Source organism: Corynebacterium sp. UMB10119B, assembly GCF_030228125.1.
Lineage (GTDB): Bacteria > Actinomycetota > Actinomycetes > Mycobacteriales > Mycobacteriaceae > Corynebacterium > Corynebacterium pseudogenitalium.
In genome coordinates this window covers 1-16,464 of record NZ_JASPBG010000021.1, presented here as the reverse complement: position 1 = coordinate 16,464, position 16,464 = coordinate 1, and the positions used below count along the sequence as shown (strand labels likewise).

General features: G+C 59.3%; 14 protein-coding genes and 1 CRISPR repeat array. Of the genes, 5 read left to right on the top strand and 9 right to left on the bottom strand.

Translation table 11 applies throughout. The annotated features are described in order from the left end of the window. Positions 1-344 precede the first annotated feature (344 nt). Genes QP802_RS10690 through QP802_RS10680 form a run of 3 tightly spaced genes read right to left on the bottom strand, consistent with a single transcriptional unit; the run spans position 345 to position 1,915 of the window. Positions 345-605: a DUF488 family protein, N3 subclade gene (locus QP802_RS10690; protein WP_284818792.1), complete on the bottom strand. Its 261-nt coding sequence runs from the start codon at positions 603-605 to the stop codon at positions 345-347. 24 nt (positions 606-629) lie between these two features. Continuing rightward, a complete protein-coding gene (locus QP802_RS10685) occupies positions 630-776 on the bottom strand; it encodes a DUF488 family protein (protein ID WP_284818790.1) in 147 nt (48 codons plus the stop codon). Then, positions 773-1,915, bottom strand: a complete 1,143-nt coding sequence (locus QP802_RS10680; protein ID WP_284818793.1) for an NAD(P)-dependent malic enzyme — start codon at positions 1,913-1,915, stop codon at positions 773-775. The genes QP802_RS10685 and QP802_RS10680 overlap by 4 nt, the downstream gene beginning before the upstream one ends. Positions 1,916-2,076: 161 nt before the next feature. Here QP802_RS10680 and QP802_RS10675 point away from each other — a divergent pair, with 161 nt between their 5' ends. The 4 genes from QP802_RS10675 to QP802_RS10660 all read left to right on the top strand — a co-directional run bounded on the left by QP802_RS10675 (position 2,077) and on the right by QP802_RS10660 (position 5,994). Beyond that, entirely contained in the window at positions 2,077-3,060 is a 984-nt protein-coding gene (locus tag QP802_RS10675; RefSeq protein WP_284818788.1) for a hypothetical protein, read from the top strand. 38 nt (positions 3,061-3,098) lie between these two features. Beyond that, positions 3,099-3,764 carry a hypothetical protein gene (locus tag QP802_RS10670; RefSeq protein WP_284818786.1) on the top strand — a complete coding sequence of 222 codons (666 nt, stop codon included), beginning with the start codon at positions 3,099-3,101 and terminating at the stop codon, positions 3,762-3,764. Between the two features lie 143 nt (positions 3,765-3,907). Further along, a complete protein-coding gene (locus QP802_RS10665) occupies positions 3,908-4,342 on the top strand; it encodes a DUF2871 domain-containing protein (protein ID WP_284818784.1) in 435 nt (144 codons plus the stop codon). A 2-nt stretch (positions 4,343-4,344) separates the two neighbouring features. Continuing rightward, positions 4,345-5,994 (top strand): MFS transporter, encoded by a 1,650-nt coding sequence (locus tag QP802_RS10660; protein WP_284818782.1) that lies wholly within the window; start codon positions 4,345-4,347, stop codon positions 5,992-5,994. Between the two features lie 101 nt (positions 5,995-6,095). Continuing rightward, a CRISPR array of direct repeats spans positions 6,096-7,147; the repeat unit is 36 nt; unit sequence CCCTCAATGAAAGGCCGCTCCCGAAAGAGCGGCGAC. Positions 7,148-7,335: 188 nt separating this feature from the next. Here the strand turns inward: QP802_RS10660 and cas2 are convergent. The 6 genes from cas2 to cas7g are packed head-to-tail and all read right to left on the bottom strand — an operon-like array spanning position 7,336 to position 15,685. Continuing rightward, complete coding sequence (gene cas2, locus QP802_RS10655) at positions 7,336-7,638, bottom strand: CRISPR-associated endonuclease Cas2 (RefSeq protein ID WP_070478654.1); 303 nt, start codon at positions 7,636-7,638, stop codon at positions 7,336-7,338. Beyond that, positions 7,635-9,236, bottom strand: coding sequence for a CRISPR-associated endonuclease Cas1 (gene cas1, locus QP802_RS10650; RefSeq protein WP_284818780.1), 1,602 nt, complete (start codon positions 9,234-9,236; stop codon positions 7,635-7,637). The genes cas2 and cas1 overlap by 4 nt, the downstream gene beginning before the upstream one ends. Then, complete coding sequence (locus QP802_RS10645) at positions 9,233-10,261, bottom strand: hypothetical protein (RefSeq protein ID WP_284818778.1); 1,029 nt, start codon at positions 10,259-10,261, stop codon at positions 9,233-9,235. Before QP802_RS10645 ends, cas1 begins: the two co-directional genes overlap by 4 nt. Continuing rightward, positions 10,258-12,951: a type I-G CRISPR-associated helicase/endonuclease Cas3g gene (gene cas3g, locus QP802_RS10640; protein ID WP_284818776.1), complete on the bottom strand. Its 2,694-nt coding sequence runs from the start codon at positions 12,949-12,951 to the stop codon at positions 10,258-10,260. The genes QP802_RS10645 and cas3g overlap by 4 nt, the downstream gene beginning before the upstream one ends. Further along, positions 12,948-14,480 (bottom strand): type I-G CRISPR-associated protein Csb2, encoded by a 1,533-nt coding sequence (csb2, locus tag QP802_RS10635; protein ID WP_284818774.1) that lies wholly within the window; start codon positions 14,478-14,480, stop codon positions 12,948-12,950. Before csb2 ends, cas3g begins: the two co-directional genes overlap by 4 nt. 2 nt (positions 14,481-14,482) lie before the next feature. Continuing rightward, positions 14,483-15,685 carry a type I-G CRISPR-associated RAMP protein Csb1/Cas7g gene (cas7g, locus tag QP802_RS10630; protein ID WP_284818772.1) on the bottom strand — a complete coding sequence of 401 codons (1,203 nt, stop codon included), beginning with the start codon at positions 15,683-15,685 and terminating at the stop codon, positions 14,483-14,485. A 441-nt stretch (positions 15,686-16,126) separates the two neighbouring features. Between cas7g and QP802_RS10625 the strand changes: the two genes are divergently transcribed. After that, entirely contained in the window at positions 16,127-16,348 is a 222-nt protein-coding gene (locus tag QP802_RS10625) for a hypothetical protein (protein ID WP_284818769.1), read from the top strand. Positions 16,349-16,464: the final 116 nt, after the last annotated feature.

The window sequence follows — 16,464 nt, the reverse complement described above, 5'->3', positions numbered from 1 at the left end:
GGTCGACGGGCCGAAAGAATTCGATACCGGCATTGATCATCAGTGGAACCCCAGCTTAGGCGTGAGAAAAGGGTGGGTTGGACGCAGCTAAACACACACAAAATGTGGCTTTTGTCAACGCCGCTTCCCAAAATCCAGGAATTTGGTGCGGGGCCGGGGCCTGCCTGCAAGGGCCTCAAACATAAAAACGCAAAGAGTGAACCCCCTGCGCTCTCGCACTCGAAAATGGGGGGGTGTTGAGTGCTCAACCGGACTCGGGGGGAATCCGTGGGCAGGAGGCTCATACGCGATTGTAGCGTGCCTTCTATAATTACACAACTCCTAGCATTGTCCCAGTTCAGGGGCTATAGGTGGATGACTTCTACGTTGTCCCAGTGTTCGGCAAGGTAGTTGGCGGCGACGATGCGGTGGCAGGTGCTCGGGTCGGCTTCGGAGCACAGTAGTACTACGTCGGAGAAGGTGTCGCGGTCGAGGTCGGCGACGTGGCGTTCGTCGTACTCGGCGCGTAGTGCCGCGGTGAACTTGTCGAAGGGGATCTCGTTATGCCGGTAGGCGTGCATGAGCTCGTGGCTGGATGCGAGGGTCAGCTCGTGGAGGTAGGGCATGTCGAGGATGGTGCGCAGGAAGTATTACAGGTCGTGCATTTTGGTGAACCCTGCGAGCTGGTTGGTGTTTGACCTGCGGATATCCACGACCCGCGAGATGTTGTTGTCTCGCAGGATCGTGAAGAACTCTTCGGCGCGTTTGTGGGAAAACCCTAGGGTGTACAGCCTCATACGGCGTCCGCTACCGCCTTGGCGACGGCCGGTGCCACGCGGGGGTCGAGTGCTTGGGGGACGATGTTGTGGGCGGTGGGGGCGTCGATAAGTGAGGCGATGGCCTCGGAGGCGGCGAGCAGCATGGGGCGGGTGATGCGGGTGGCGCCGGCGTCGATGGCGCCGCGGAAGATGCCGGGGAACGCGAGGACGTTGTTGATCTGGTTGGGCATGTCCGAGCGTCCCGTTGCGACGACCCCTCCGTGCCTCCGCGCGACCTCCGGCTCGATCTCCGGGGTGGGGTTGGCCAGCGAGAACAGGATCGGTGCCTCAGACATGAGGAGGACTTGCTCTTCGGTGATGTGGCCGCGCGAGAGGCCGATGAAGGTGTCGGCGTCGCGGAGGGCGTCGTCGACGGTGGTGTGGATGTTGCGGGGGTTGGTGCGCGCGGCGAGTGATTGTTTGATGGGGGTGAGGCCGACGCGGTCGGCGTGGATGGGGCCTTGGGAGTCGAGGACGATGATGTCGCGGATGCCGGCGTCGAGAAGCATGTCGACGCATGCGATGCCCGCGGCTCCGGCGCCGGAGATGACAACGCGCAGGTCAGCGAGGGTGCGGCCGAGGACGCGCGCGGCGTTGCGTAGTGCCGCATAGATAACGACGGCGGTGCCGTGCTGGTCGTCGTGCATGACGGGGATGTTGAGGCGCTCGTCGAGGCGGCGTTCGATGTCGAAGCAGCGTGGCGCGGCGATGTCTTCGAGGTTGATGGCCGCGAAGGAGGGCGCGATGCGCACGACGGTGTCGACGATTTCGTCGACGTCCTGGGTGTCGAGGACGATCGGGAAGGAGTTCAGTCCCGCGAACTGCTGGAAGAGCTGGGCTTTGCCTTCCATGACGGGCAGCGATGCCAGTGGACCGATGTCGCCGAGGCCGAGGACTGCGGTGCCGTCCGTGACGACAGCGACGGTGTTCCCTGCCCCCGTGTAGCGGCGTGCCTTGGCGGGTTCTTGCGCGATCGCCTCGCACACTTCCGCTACCCCCGGCGTGTAGCAGATGGCAAGATCGCGCATGCTGCTCACTTCCATCCGGGATTGGATGGCAAGCTTTCCACCCTCGTGAGCTGCGAATATTTCGTCTGTCGTTGGCTGTCCCTGCACGATTTTCCTTTCATCATCCTAAAGATTGACCCCATAGTACAGCCGTGGTGTGCCTGGGTCTATGGGTTAACCCCGGTGTGTTTCACGTGAAACATGGGAAACGTAGCGGTGGACTAGGCTAAGATGTCTTTAACTATGTTGTTTTTCACCCAAAAGGAGCGCAGGTGCGACGCGCAACTAAACTCGGAGCTGCAGCGCTAGCAGCAACGCTGGCGCTAGCGGGCGCCGCCGCTCCCAACGCTGCTGCGGACCTCAGTTCCGTGCGCTACACCGCCGGCGTCGTGGTGAACCAAGGCGACATTGTTGAGGTCGGCATCACGAGGTGCCAGGTTGGCTACGTCGATGCGGCGTCGAAAACGGTGTACGTCGCGCGCCACTGCTTCACGCAGGGCCCGGGGGAAGTTCTCTACAAGAACAGTCAAGCCGTCGGCTACAGTACTCGCGCCGGGCTTATCGACGTCCGCTTCAAAAACGACGACGTCATGGCCGTCAGGCTCTACGAGGATGTTATCGCAGGCCAGAACCTCTTTTCGGGCGACGCCATTGTAGATTACGACACCCTCGAGTCCGGTATGGAAGTGTGCGCTAACTCGGTAAAGCAGCGCAAAGTTGTGTGTGGCAGCCTCCAGGGCGCCGGCGACGGCGTAATTAAGGTCGAATCCGATGACACCCTCATCCAAGGTGACTCAGGTGGTCCAGCCTGGCTCGTCGATGACTCCGGCAACCCCCTCTCATTCGTTGGCGTGATCTCGCAGACCAGCACTACCGAAACCCCGCAGGGTAAGCCCTGGTACGAGTGGAAACTCACCTCCGTAACCGCGAAGTCCTGCCGTGCCAGCACGGAAGTTCCCTCCTACACGCGCACGCGGCCGGAATCGTGCGGGATTCACGACGACGCCCCCGGCCTCCTCGCACCCGTCACCAGAATGCGCCCACCCGGCCAGCCCTGGATGAAGCGAGTAGCCACCGAGTTCGAGGTGTTGTCCTCGAAGATCAAGAGTGGTGACCCGCTGAGCCGCCAGCAGGAGGACATGGTCTTGGGGCTCACGCTGTCGATCGTGATCGGCCTGGCAGGGCTGGGCCTCTACGCCGCGTACCTGCTGGGCGAGCCCATGATCGCGCAGTTCGTGGATGGGCTCAAGCGCTAACCCGCCACTGAGCAACTCGATTGGAAGAAGGATTGAATATGGAAAGCCCACTGTGGGATGACTTCTGCGAAAACCAGGGGCTCACCGAGTTCGAAGATATTACAGACCTGAGTGCTTCTGGCGTGCTGAGAAGCCTCATGATGCACAACACGTCGACAGAGGTGACGTTCGATTGCATGAAATACAGCGGAGGTACCACGGACGCCGAGGGCCCGTTCACTGATTTCACGGTGTACCGTGTGCACTCCTATCCCGCTCAGTCTGAGCACATCTACTTTTGCGACGGCGAGAAAATCGATCATACTGGTCCGGAAGTTCGCAACAATCAACTGATCCACCGAGCCCAACTAACGTCCGGCTGTGGGTGGCCAACTGTGCTGTTGTACTACCAGGGATACCCTGAGTTTTGGGGAGACAGTTTTTACACACCACCGTACGCGCACTACCCACGCTCGTTTACTCGAGCAGGAAAACCACTGGAACAAGGCCGTTACATCAGAGTTGTGAGCTACTCCGACGAGGAGATGCAGGGGCTTCAAATGTGGAAGGAAGCCGTCATCGATACGAAATTTTCGATGGCGGTCCTCTTCGCTCGCCACTACGGATCCGAAATCGACGGAGTGTGGACCATGCTTCACATCGACGAGCGGCACGACCGCCGGTGGCCAGAACACAAAATAGCTGATTATCACTGGTCTTTCTAGAATCGTCACCAATGTCGACTCAACCGATCGGTTGACGCAACATTCAACCTGCTGCGCGATTACTTTCTGCGTCCGCTCCAGCACCATTGATGGTGTCAATGGATTTCCCGCCCGTGTTGGCGGTTGTAGAAGGAGTGTGCAAGGTGCAGAAGTTGTACAGGGCAGCAGTGTTGTACTTGGTGCTTGGGTTGGGCGCGGGGTTGTTCTACCGCGAGTTCACCCGCGCGAATGATTTCCCGGAGGGCCAGTTCACGCAGCTTGGGGTGACGCACACGCACTTGCTGGTGCTCGGGTTCATCATGTCGTTGATCTTCTTGGCGCTGGAGAAGCTGTTCCAGGTTTCGCGGTCAGGCAAGCTGTTCACGTGGTTCTTCTGGGTGTACAACGTCGGCGTGCTCATGACCTCGGGCATGATGGTCTGGCACGGCATTCTCACGGTGCAGGGCAAGGAGTCCACGGCGATGATCGCAGGCATCGCGGGCCTGGGCCACATCGCGATCACGGTTGCGCTTGGCCTGTTTATGGCGGCGCTCGGTCGCGCGCTGAAGTCTGTTGAGCCAGAATCAGTAAGGCGTTAGTGATGAGTGAAGTAGAGGTCACCACGCCAACGCGTCGCGACTGGATCAGCCTCGCCGTCCTTTCGGTGGGGCTCGGGGTCATCGTTCTCGACGGCACGATCGTTGGCGTGGCGTTGCCGTCGATAATTACTGACCTCGGCCTGGACCTCACCCAGGCACAGTGGGTGAACAGCCTGTACGCGGTGCTGCTCGCCGCGTTGTTGCTGTCCACGGGCAAGATTGCGGACTCGTGGGGCCGCAAGCGCGCCTTCCTCGCGGGCCTCGGGGTGTTCGTCGCGGGCAGCGTCCTCGCCGGCTTTTCGACGTCCGCCTCGACCCTCATTTCCGCCCGTGCAGTGCAAGCCGTCGGCGCGGCCCTCATCATGCCGTCAACCCTTTCGACGGTAAACGCGGTCTTCCGCGGGAAGTACCGCGCGGCCGCCTTCGGTGTGTGGGGCGCCGTGATCTCGGGCGCAGCCGCGGTCGGTCCCTTGGCCGGCGGTGCGCTGACGCAGTGGGTGTCCTGGCACTGGATCTTCCTGGTCAACGTGCCAATCGGCGTGCTCGTCGCCATCGGTGCGGTGCTCACCGTCCGCGAGACCCGCAGCCCTGACAAACTCCCCGGCATCGATGTCGACGGCGCCCAGCTCAGCGCCATCGCCTTCGGCACCCTCGTCTTCGCCATCATCGAGGCACCCGACCTCGGCTGGTGGACTCCCAAGGAACCCCTGACCGTGTTCGGCTGGACCTGGTCCACCACCGCCCCGGTCTCCCCCGTCCCCGTGTCACTTGCGATCTCCGCCGTGGCCTTCGCCCTCTTCATCCGCTGGGAGCAGCACCGCAAGCGTGTGGAACGCTCCGCGCTCCTGGACTTGGGCCTGTTCTCCTACTCCACCTTCTCCTGGGGCAACATCACCGCCGGAGCCGTCGCCATCGGCGAGTTCGCCATCATCTTCATCTTGCCGCTCTACCTTATTAATGCGCTGGGCCTGTCCGTCATGTCCGCCGGCCTCGTCCTGGCGGCGATGGCCGTCGGCGCATTCCTCTCCGGCGCGGCAGCCCGCCACGTCGCCGCCCGCTTCGGCGCGCCGGGCACCGTCCTGATCGGCCTCGCCCTCGAGGTTGTGGGCGTCATCATCCTCGCCCTTGTCATGGGTGCGAACACGAGCGGCTGGCTCATCGCCGCACCACTCACCCTCTATGGCCTCGGCCTGGGCCTGGCATCGGCGCAGCTCACCGGCACCGTGCTCCGGGATATTCCGGTACAGCGCTCCGGCCAAGGCTCCGCCACGCAAAGCACCGTCCGTCAAGTCGGTTCAGCCCTGGGCACCGCGGTCTCCGGCTCCGTCTTCTCCATGGCGCTCGCCATCACCCTCCCCAAGACCCTCACGGCCGCCGGCATCACCGGCCCCCTTGCCGACGCCACCTCCTCCACCACCCGCCAATCCGCCGGCTCCGCCATCACCCAACTCCGCATGGAGGGCACAGCCAGCGCATTCGGCGACCAAACCGCAGCCGTTGTGCAGGCCCTCAGCGAGGGCATGGCCGACGCCGCCCGCTGGTCCCTCCTCGCCGCCACCGCCTTCCTCGCCCTCGGGTTCGTCGGCGCGTTGCAGGTGCGTAGGGCGGCTGGGACCGGGGCTGCCGATGGGGAGGTGGGGGCTGAAGCTTAGGCTAAGGCAGTGAAGTACTGCTAAGAGAAAGGGGTCGGCACCCGGAAAACCGAGTGCCGACCCTGCCGACCTAGGCTTGGGTTAAGTTCCCAATCTCCCTGTCCTCAATGAAAGGCCACTCCCGAAAGAGTGGCAACCAATACCTTTGCCAACCAGACGCTCCCTGAGCTCGTCCCTCAATGAAAGGCCGCTCCCGAAAGAGCGGCGACCACGTGCTCAAGGCCGTCGACGGCGACAAGCTCAAGACTCCTCAATGAAAGGCCGCTTCCGAAAGAGCGGCGACTTGCGGCGGTTTGGCCGGAGCCATTGCGCATCTGGTCCCCTCAATGAAAGGCCGCTCCCGTAAGAGCAGCGACCCGCCTGGCATGTGCTCCCAGTACCACGCGCCGGTCCCTCAATGAAAGGCCGCTCCCGAAAGAGCGGCGACTCCACCCGTCGCATCACCATCCGGGGTGGTCTCTGGCCCCTCAATGAAAGGCCGCTCCCGAAAGAGCGGCGACCGTCGAAAAATCCCACACCCCATCGATGGCTTTCGCCCCTCAATGAAAGGCCGCTCCCGAAAGAGCGGCGACATTAGCGGTAACGCCAGGCGTCCAAGTCCTCCCACTCCCCTCAATGAAAGGCCGCTCCCGAAAGAGCGGCGACCACCGGCGATGGCGAGCTCGGCGCGCGGCTTCACCCCTCAATGAAAGGCCGCTCCCGAAAGAGCGGCGACTCTAGTGTGAGGTTCGCTGTCTTGTCGACGTATGAGGGCCCTCAATGAAAGGCCGCTCCCGAAAGAGCGGCGACCTCGGCAACTGGGGCGACTGCTCCGGCGCAATGTCGGCCCTCAATGAAAGGCCGCTCCCGAAAGAGCGGCGACTTCTTATGCGGCGGCGTAGTCGAAGACGGGATCGAACCCTCAATGAAAGGCCGCTCCCGAAAGAGCGGCGGTTCGCCCGGCGCGCGTTGAGCCAATCAGGCACCCACGCCCCTCAATGAAAGGCCGCTCCCGAAAGAGCGGCGGTCTTGCATCCGCTACAGCGCTATGCTATAAAGGGAATCCCTCAATGAAAGGCCGCTCCCGAAAGAGCGGCGGTCGGCCTGCTCGGAGTCGCGGTATGCGTTGCGCGCCCCTCCCTCAATGAAAGGCCGCTCCCGAAAGAGCGGCGGTAGACCCCGGAAAAATAGGGCCATATACAGCGGGTTTGCTGGAGGTTCCGAGCGCAATAGGAATAATAGCAGTTTTGAGGTTGATCTTTTGCCTTCACTATTGAGTTCTCACCTTTGACATGCGGTTTCCTTCTGCGAGCGTACCCTGGGGTTTTCGTTACACCGGAGCGCTCGCAGGACAAGCATGACCTACAAAATTAGGACATCGTTGTCGGTCACCTCCCGCGACTTCCCAAGGTACCCGAAGCGTTGCTCATTGAGTTCGGCAACTCTTCCGAGATCGCAGAAGAGGATGGAGTCCTCGTCCGAATCAATGAGCTGTTCCAGTTCGGACTTGAGCTGCAACAATCGGGCGGGTGAGATGTCCACGATGAATACACTGTACTGCACTCGATCGCCGTATTCCTGCAGGGTGGTCGCAACGCGGTCGCGGCGACGATCGTGGATGATGTCGTAGCAGATAAGCGTTCTGCGTGCGTCGTCTCTGCTCATCGGACTGTCACTCCAACGTAGGAAGGCTGCACACCAGTGAGCACCCCGAGAATCATCCGGGCTTGGATCTCAATGACTCGGCGCCACGTCACGTCATAACCGAACAGTGGGTGCTGAATACTGGTCTGCACTCGGCGTTCGAACGCGGCGATCACCTTCTTCCTCGCGCTGTCGCGTAACCGAGCAACGTCCTGAATGTAAGTGAAATCCGTTGCTTTAATCTCTCGGCGGTTGATCATTGAGATCACCACCGAGTCCGCGATAGGAGCACGGAACTCCTCCATCAGATCTAGGGCGAGCGCCGGTTTGTTTCGCCCACTGCTGTGCAAAAACCCCGCGTGTGGGTCTAACCCGCAGGTGAGGATCGCTCGGATCACTTCCGTACGGAGCAGCCCGTAGGCGTAGTTCAGCAAGATATTGATGGGGTCGGCAGCTCCTCTGCCATGCCTTCCGGGCCACTCCCACTCGAGTGCCTCCATGCGCTTGCTACTGAGCATTGTTGGAAAGCTCTTGAAGTACGCAGCAGCTGCGTCGCCTTCAATACCGAAGAGCTCGGGAATGTCACCCGCAGTTGATGCGCGCTCTGCCTCGTTCAGGAGAAACTGCACTGCATCGGGTGCATCGCCGTTGCGTCGAAGCAGCGTTGCTTGGTTGGCGATCTTTGCTGTGATCATCCCGCGCGCGATGGTGAGATCCCCGTTGTGGCTCCGGACGTGTTGCTCCACGCGCGCTGCTCCATTAGGGCCGTCGGCGGGCTGCGACATTCCGTAGACCCGCCCGGTAGATGAGCACCAAACAACCGGAACGTCGTTCCAGAGCAAGTTTCGATGCAACGCGCTGGATAGGTCGATGTTGCCGTGGACTACTACGCCTTGAATGCGCGCTAGCGGGGCGTCGGCAAGCTTTTCTCCTTCCTTTTCGACGACCACTCTGCCCCGCCGAATGCTCGCACGAGAACCCTGTGTGGTGAGGTGAAGCACCTGCCCATCGGGGTCCGCGGCGTGGATTCTGCGTCGGGGGTTTCCTCCGTTATATTCATCCGGCAGACAAACGGAAAAGTGGGAGCAACGCGCGCAGCGTTCGTCGTTCACAAGTGGCACCGGAGCATGCGAAGAGTCAACGATGTCCCGCGTCCTTGCAACCATGCGAGCTGCGTTGTCCACATCGTCCTCGGTGAGCTCCACGCTCACGCGTCGCCGATGATCAGTGAAGTAAATCGCCTGATCAACGACGGAGAAGCCCGCCTCGCGCAGGCACTCCCTCTGTAACGTAAGCTGCAGTCGGTTCGCTGGCGTCACAACCGCTCGCCTGCGCACTGGTGTGGCTTTGTGCTCCACCAAAGCCACCTCGTGCTCGTCAAGAAACTCGACAGCATCTGCCTTCCCAACGAGTCCGAGCGCTTCGCATCGAAGCGGATACGACGTGAGGCGCTGCGACCGAGAGTTCGCTGCGTTATCTACCGCCTGATGAGCCACGTCGCCTGCCTGCATCTGCTGAGTAAACGTAGTTTCCCCGTTTGCCTCGAGCCAGGTGCGACGCTCACAGTATGCGGTGTGCAGCACCAGGCTGATCGGCAGGAAGTCCTCTTCTGTAATCACAGTAGTTGGACCCTTCCTCGCTCGAAGTAGCGTTCGGGGGCCTTTGCCGGACTTACATAGATGCGGAATGTTGCAGCTGCTGGCACACCGTATGCGCGCAAGGACGCGATCGCTTGCTCCGGGAGGATGCCTTCCTCCGTCTTCCCTTCAGCCTGGGCGCCGAAGGCGTTGACTATGCCACTCCACGAAGAAGACAACACGATGCTTTCGAACCGCTCTGGACTTATCGGCGTAGTTGGTACTGGTAATACAGCCAACTGCGGATGATGGGCGGTATCCGGGTAGGCCCCTGGTGTGAACGTCACGTGCGAAATCCGGGGAACAACTGGGTACTGACCGATGCCTACGAGCGCAGCAAATGCGAGCGCCAGATCAGTTTCTCCGGGAGGGGTGAACCCCGATGGTGTTCGGGAGGCGTCGGCGCCAAAGGGATCTTCGATCTTGTCCCCTTGCCAACCTGCCAACACACGTTCCGGATCCCATGCTGCGAGCTCTTCCACGAACTTCGACAGTTTCTGGGAAACGAATTCCTCGCCAGCATTGCGGGTCTTCATTTCCCAGCGGGACGCCCCGTTATCAGGACGAGGGTCCTTGCCGTTGAACCTCCAGTAGGCAGCCTCACCGAGAGCCTGAATGAACTGTAGTCCCAACATGTCTGACTGTTCTTGCAGCTGGTCGAGATCCTTCGATCGAGCCTCCTGGTGGCGAGTCCAGTCCTCGGGGAACTTGGTGGGATTGATCGCTTTAAAGCGTGGACTGAAAGGAGAGAATGTCCCTTCGCCGTACTGGACTTGGGTTGTAGCCCAACCGTCATGCCAGCTCTGGCTGATCTGCGCTGCTGCTTCGGCAAGCTCAAGCGGAGTGACGTCCTCCATTTCGAGGACGCCTTTCGGAGTTGGGTCGTTATTCCAATGGGTGGTTACTGTTCCATCAGTGAGCGACCTTGCAATGAGGCTAAGACCTGCAAGAGCGAAGTGCGTCAACCCCGAGTAGATATCGCCTGCGACTGTGATTGAGTGTTTCATCGTCCTTCTCCTGAAATCTGAGCATCTGCAGCCCGCTCAAGGGACTCGCACAGCGCGAGGGTGTAAGCGCCGAACTTCCGCGTGAGGGTTCTGACGTTGCTCTCCCACTGCCCTTCTGTAAACAGTCGGTGAGCAGTTTCAGACCCTGGAGCGAGCTCTTCGGCGGTTTGCGGGAAGAGGTCGCGTCCTCTGCCGTGGCTTGCCCCAACAATGTGGACGACAAGCTTGTTGATGCGCTCATCGCCGGACAGCCGCTTCTCCTCAGCAATCACTGCTGAAAGTTGTTCGTGACGCCAACCGACAGGCAGCCCTGAGCCTGCCTTCGAACGAAGGATTTCCTGACGGCTCCGAGTGAGGCTCTTTGCCCAGGGGTGTGTGACATCAGGGTTCTTCAGCATGCGCTGGAATCGAGGATCCCGTTTTCCTTCATCATGCAGTTCAGCAGCGGTGATAATGTGTTGAGCAAAGGAGCTCTCCACCCCGAGACCATCGCAGATCTCACGCGCGCGTTGGGCGACGTCACGTTGATGATCCGCAAGCGTCGGAGGCACTTTGCCGCCTGGTTGCACGCGAGGTGTCCACTCCTGAATCGTTTCGGAGTCTGCTCGCAGTATCTTCGACTCGCGCCGGATGATCCAGGCAGCCATGTCGCCGCGCGGATCCTCGACGATAGAGGTAGAGATTTCGATACTCGGTGCCTGTGCTTCGTCGTCAGGGAACCGGGAATACCACAGCTCTGTGAACTCCGCCGGCGTCAGCTCGTGCGCGGCACGGAATAACTCGAGGTCGAGTTCTCCCTGATCCTTTGGTAGATACACTGTAACCCCATCGATACCTGCTTCCTCGGGTGTCCTCTTATCTCCTGCAGGGACCGATAAGACCTGCTCAGTAGTGATTGGGATATCAGCGGTGACAATGAGGACGTCGCCAGGCTTGAGGTCCTTGACCTCCTCCAGTACTTCAATCTCGCCGGCACGATAGACAAGCTGGGGAATTGTAGGGTCGGGGCCCAATGCTTCGGCTACCTTTGAAGCGACCTCCCTGACCGTAGTGATGCTTCCAGGAAAGACCTCATCAGCAGTCGGAGGGATTGTTCGAAGAAGCTCGATGGTGGCCTCCGCCGTCTGGGCGACAGTGTGACGAACCACTACCCCGGCCTGCGGAGTTTCGTCGGAGAGATCGTCACGCAGCCAAAACTCGAGTTCCATTGGGTGGGCGAGACGCTCGGAGGACTTTGCCAGGAGCTCTACATCGCGGAACTCGAGACGCTGGTATAGCAGGCGCCGCGGATCCGTTGCGGGTGCAGGGTGCTCGCCTACCTTAGCTGGATTGATGTCCTGTCCGTCCTTGAACTGGTTGATCCATGCAAGCCCATTACGTAAATCTTCTGCTGTATATGGGGGACAGTCCCGCTTCGGGGCTGCATCCTCTGTTGGTTGCAGAATGACCAGCTCAGCGTCATCGTACTTTCCGAGCCGGTTGAGTCGGCCAATACGCTGCTGAACTGCTGTTGCTGGGGCAAGCTCTGTCACCATGTACTGGAAGTCAACATCAACGCCTACCTCGAGCGTCTGCGTTGCTACGACAACATCAACGTCAGGATGGCCTTGGGGGGTGAAGATCCCCGGGTATTTCTTCTCGATGCCTTCTAGGTCGTGCGGCCGCAAACGACCGACCAGAAGTACTGCACGAACCTCTGCTTTCTTCAGCGCAGCGGAGATCTTGATTGCTGTGTCCACGTGGTTCACGATGCAACCAATGGTTCCCGTCCGGGTTTCGTCGTCGAGCCACTGCTCAATGCGGGCTATCGAACTATCGACGACGGCGCGATTCCCCATCTTGCCATTCCACTTCGGAAGCTGCTCATGGGTGATGCGCTTCGTGGCGTGAAGGCGCTGATGAAGAGCGTCGTCGCGGGGAAACTCAAGGTCATTGGGATCTACTCCGATAGAGGAGTACTCGGTATTGTGCGTAGACGGCGTCGCTGTCGTCTCGACTACCTGGAGTTCCGGAATCCCCGTTTTAGCTCCTGCTTGTTGGATATCTCGAATACGTCGCGCCGTTACCAGCAGCTGCCTATTGAGGTGTGCTTCATCGAGTACCACAACGGAGTCCATCGTCATGAGCGCGGTTTCACGTGGACGCGCATACAGCGTTGAACCGTAACCCTGGAAGAGCGCGCGTGAACCCCACATATCCGGCGTTGAGGCAATGACGGCGCAGCTCGAGAAGTCGCTAACAGGCAGTGAACGTGAGGTCAGACCGCCACGAAGCACTGACGCAACAAAAGGATGCCCTTGCCGGTTGCCGCTGAATGTCTGGAGTGCAGATGCCACTCGAAGAACAACATCCGATGCTGCTGCAGGGTCCCGCAGCGCCTCTTTGAGCATTGATTGGATAGAGAGTGCCCGCTGGTACTGGTTGTCCACAAGGCCGCGCCGGTTCACAACGGTATGTAGTCGACGTGGAATCCTGGGCGCATTCCCACACGCACTCAGCGCGTTGAGGAAAACGTGAACATCGACGACCGAAGACTTACCGGCGCCTGTTGGGGCGACGATTTGGTCTGGCCACACTCCGTGTTGCGCGACGTGGCCGACGAGTGCACGTTGCCAACTGAATGGTTTGTGCCCGCCATTCATTGCGGCAAAAAACTCGTCGAAATCATGTAACTGTATTGGTTCCATCATGACTCCTCTGTCTGTTCCGGAACGGGAAGCTCGATGTCGAGGGGATACAGCAGTCCCCCACCAAGGTGACGTGACTGGCCGAGCATTATCGCTGCTTGCGGATGGTGCAACCGCCCCAAGTCGAGAACAGCATCGTACGGCTGTACGGGGACGCCCTCCGGCGAATGGTGCGCGAACTTACGCACGGAGCGGGTGACGAGTTGCGTCTTGGCTACAACGACGTTGTGTTGTGCAACCTGGTCACGAAGAGAGATGTACCGCTTCGGCCCCTTCCCTTCTATGCTGAACCTGTCACGCCATACGAATCCTGTAGAGACCAGCGCTGAATCCGCGAGAGTCCATTCCGAGTCCTTATCGCGGATCCGCCGCAGCTCAGGAACGATGGGCATCTCGGTCGCCCAGAGACGGTGCTTGCCAGCTGCCGGTGCCGGCCAGAACCGGGTTCCAGATCTGGTGGTGTTTGCAAAGGATACACCGATTTTCCCTAAGCTGCTTGACCATAGATGCTGGATATGTACCGCTTCCTGTACTTGCTGCAGTTCTTCTGGTGAAGCACCGTTGGGTACAAAAAGCGTTAGTAGAGGGCCATTTTCTCCAAGCAGTTGGGCAAGCTCTGTCGGGATGTACTGGATGGAAAGCCGGTTTGCTGGGGGCAACACACCTTTGTTGTATTTCCCGGTAATCAGGGGGGCAGCGCCAAAACCAATCCGCGAAATCAGTGCCTTATGCATGCTGAGACACAGTGCGACGCGGTCGCGTTTGTCGACTTCTCGATCGAGATTGAACAAATACGCCGTCGCCCACGGCGCTGTTTCTGGCTCGCCTTCAACGGGCTCGTACCAAGTTTCACCGGTTGAAGCCTCTGACGGCTTTTCACTCGCCGGCTTCTGCCCCTTTGAGAACTTGTCACGGCTCAGCGATGGTGGTTTGGCTTTAAACCGCGCGTTAAACGCAGCGATCAGCGCATCAGTTCGGCCTTCGGCTGGCACAGAGCGCGAGTGAGCCTCGCGCGTGAAGCAGTTCGCCGTCGGAGAAAGCAACAGGTTCGGTTCAAAGCGCTCGGCGCTAATCGTGACTACGCTGTGGCTCTCGCCGAGGTACGGCACATCCTCAGCAAGAACTGTGAGTGTCTTAGCAACATCCTCTGGCACGTCATGCCACATGAAGCCGTAGTAGTCACGTACTGCGACGCCGTCAGAAATCGGGCGTGCTTCCACCTTTTTGCGAATCGAGTTCTTCGTAGCGTCGAATGTTCCTACATCTCTATACCCAATCCGGTGGGGACCTCGATTGAGGAGCAGTGTCTCAGGCTGGTACAGCCCGTTTGGTGGGTGTTTTTCAAGCCATCGCAGTGCTTTGAGCGACGCATCAGACGGCTGACCATCCTCGGACGTAGGCCCCTGACCAGCAGCAGCGAGAAGCGCAGCATGTAGTCGTAGGGGTGACGGCGAGTTTTCGACGGACCCGTCATTCCGATGCCCGTAGTAGGTGCCCAAAGGAAGCGACGCTTTCAACGTCAATTGGGCCATGATTACTCATCCTTTTCGCTTGGTTCGGCCGCTCCGGCGTAGATATCGGGGTTGCCGATGACTTCGCGGATCTGACCGTGCCAGTCAGCGACTCCAAGGGCCTCAGCGTGGTCGAGCGCCTCCTTGAGTAGCGCGTCAGCAGCCTCAATGGACAGCGGTGGTAGCTCTTTGTGCTCACCGTAACGCTGGTCAAGCTTGACGACGGGCGCTGCAACCTCAACGAGATCACAGTTGGAGCGGTAGTACAGTTCTTGCTCTGCACGGGCGATGAGCGCAAAGCCGAGGGCAGCGATGAGTGCACGGCCAGCAACGTTTTCTTCAGGGGTGCCACCGAAGCTGATCTGGCGCAACGCCGTGAAGCTGAGTACCCAGGAGCGAATCACGCGGGAGCAGGACACTCCTCCGAGCGGATCGAGTGAAGGGGCCAGTGCACCTACACCGACTGCGGAACCCGAGAACGTCTCATCTTTCTTGGCCTTCTTCACTTTGTCATGGATGCTCTTGAGCCTGCTTGCAGAAATCTCATCGGCCTGGTTATCGATGATCTTCTTGAAGGCAGCCGGGTCCAGCTGCACCGATGCCCCGACTGGGTCGACGCGTGCGCCACTGCGAGCCCCCTGCTGCTCGGAGCCTGGACGGGCCTGATCGGCGAGGACGCCGATGGTCTCTCCGGTGATCGAGCGTCGAATTCGAACTTGGTTCTCTGGACGGACGGAATCCCAACCACCGCAAAGGATTGCAATTGGCGCGGTGTTGAGGAGTGCTCGGTAGTTACGTGGCTTCGAGTCTCGAATCTCGCGGTACCAATCGGCCTGTGTAACGGGCTCACCCTCGTAGCTGCCGGCGCGGATGTGTCCATCAGCGAAACGGTGTGGCAGGTCAATATCGGTGAATGTCTCGTCGCCGTACGACAAAGCAATGCGTGGAATGCGGGAGATCAGTGGGTCGCCATCGAGAATAGAGTTGCTGATGCCTTGCTCGCCGCGGTTGGTTGACGACGCAGTGCTGTCAATAACCACAACTTCTGTTGGTTCGCCATTGATGTACCTGGTTTCGAATGCGAAGCAAGGCGAGCTCCCCTGCACGTACTTTGCTGGAGTGATGGATGCGTGCGACCCAGCCGCTGCAGAGAGCTCTGTGACGGATGACCAAACTGATGGGCCGCCAGGCTTACATGCTTCGAGAAGCTCTTCTAGATTCAACATAAGTGATCCTTTCGAAAATATGTGCAAACCCGCGCTTCTAATGTCCGGAGGCATTTCTATGCTTTGGGAAAGCACTTTGGAAACCAACGTTTGTCGGCTGATTGCAAGCATATCAGAAATATGATCCCCAAGAGCTACTGCACCAAGCAGACAGAGAGTATAGTTAATTGGGGTAAGCCACGCGGCGGAGTACGAGTGTTTTCACTTCACCAAGCGGAGAGAGATCCTCAATGAAAGGCCGCGTGACGAACTCCAAGGCTACCCCACCCAATCGTGAAAGATGAAGGAGGAGAGAATGCGGAGTCGGCGTTACTCCTCGTGATGCTTGTATCAAGAAGCTAAATAGACGGTTTTGTATTGGAGTGCGTTGTACAGCGAGTATATTTAAGTGAATGCATTGTCAGCAGGATTTCCAAGCGGTTTCTGGGAGAAATTAAACTAATGTCGGGTGCTGAAAGTTTCCTTAACCGGCTTCGCACGTTCAACGTGGTGCTCGACTACAACCCCGAGTACCCACCCATCATGGGCTTGACCAGCACACCTGGTTTTGCCTACATACCAAGAACAGAAGAGGACGAAGACTTCATGATGAAGATTCGACGGGGGGTCAAAGTCACGCCCCTGGGCAATCGCATCTGGAGGCTTCCAGAGGTCAAGAATTAACTCGCGCTAGTTGATAGCTATTCGTATCCATCAGGAAGGGGCTTAAGGGACATTTTGTGTGTATAAATCTATCTGGTTTCCTGGGATGACCTCGGACAACAACCAGATATGGTTTT

Excerpts from the sequence above, each read along its gene's own strand:
- cas7g (WP_284818772.1), bottom strand. The coding sequence starts at position 15,685 with ATGTTGAATCTAGAAGAGCTTCTCGAAGCATGTAAGCCTGGCGGCCCA.
- QP802_RS10685 (WP_284818790.1), bottom strand. The coding sequence starts at position 776 with ATGAGGCTGTACACCCTAGGGTTTTCCCACAAACGCGCCGAAGAGTTC.
- QP802_RS10645 (WP_284818778.1), bottom strand. The coding sequence starts at position 10,261 with ATGAAACACTCAATCACAGTCGCAGGCGATATCTACTCGGGGTTGACG.
- QP802_RS10625 (WP_284818769.1), top strand. The coding sequence starts at position 16,127 with ATGTCGGGTGCTGAAAGTTTCCTTAACCGGCTTCGCACGTTCAACGTG.
- QP802_RS10690 (WP_284818792.1), bottom strand. The coding sequence starts at position 605 with ATGCCCTACCTCCACGAGCTGACCCTCGCATCCAGCCACGAGCTCATG.
- csb2 (WP_284818774.1), bottom strand. The coding sequence starts at position 14,480 with ATGGCCCAATTGACGTTGAAAGCGTCGCTTCCTTTGGGCACCTACTAC.
- cas2 (WP_070478654.1), bottom strand. The coding sequence starts at position 7,638 with ATGAGCAGAGACGACGCACGCAGAACGCTTATCTGCTACGACATCATC.
- QP802_RS10660 (WP_284818782.1), top strand. The coding sequence starts at position 4,345 with ATGAGTGAAGTAGAGGTCACCACGCCAACGCGTCGCGACTGGATCAGC.
- QP802_RS10670 (WP_284818786.1), top strand. The coding sequence starts at position 3,099 with ATGGAAAGCCCACTGTGGGATGACTTCTGCGAAAACCAGGGGCTCACC.
- cas3g (WP_284818776.1), bottom strand. The coding sequence starts at position 12,951 with ATGATGGAACCAATACAGTTACATGATTTCGACGAGTTTTTTGCCGCA.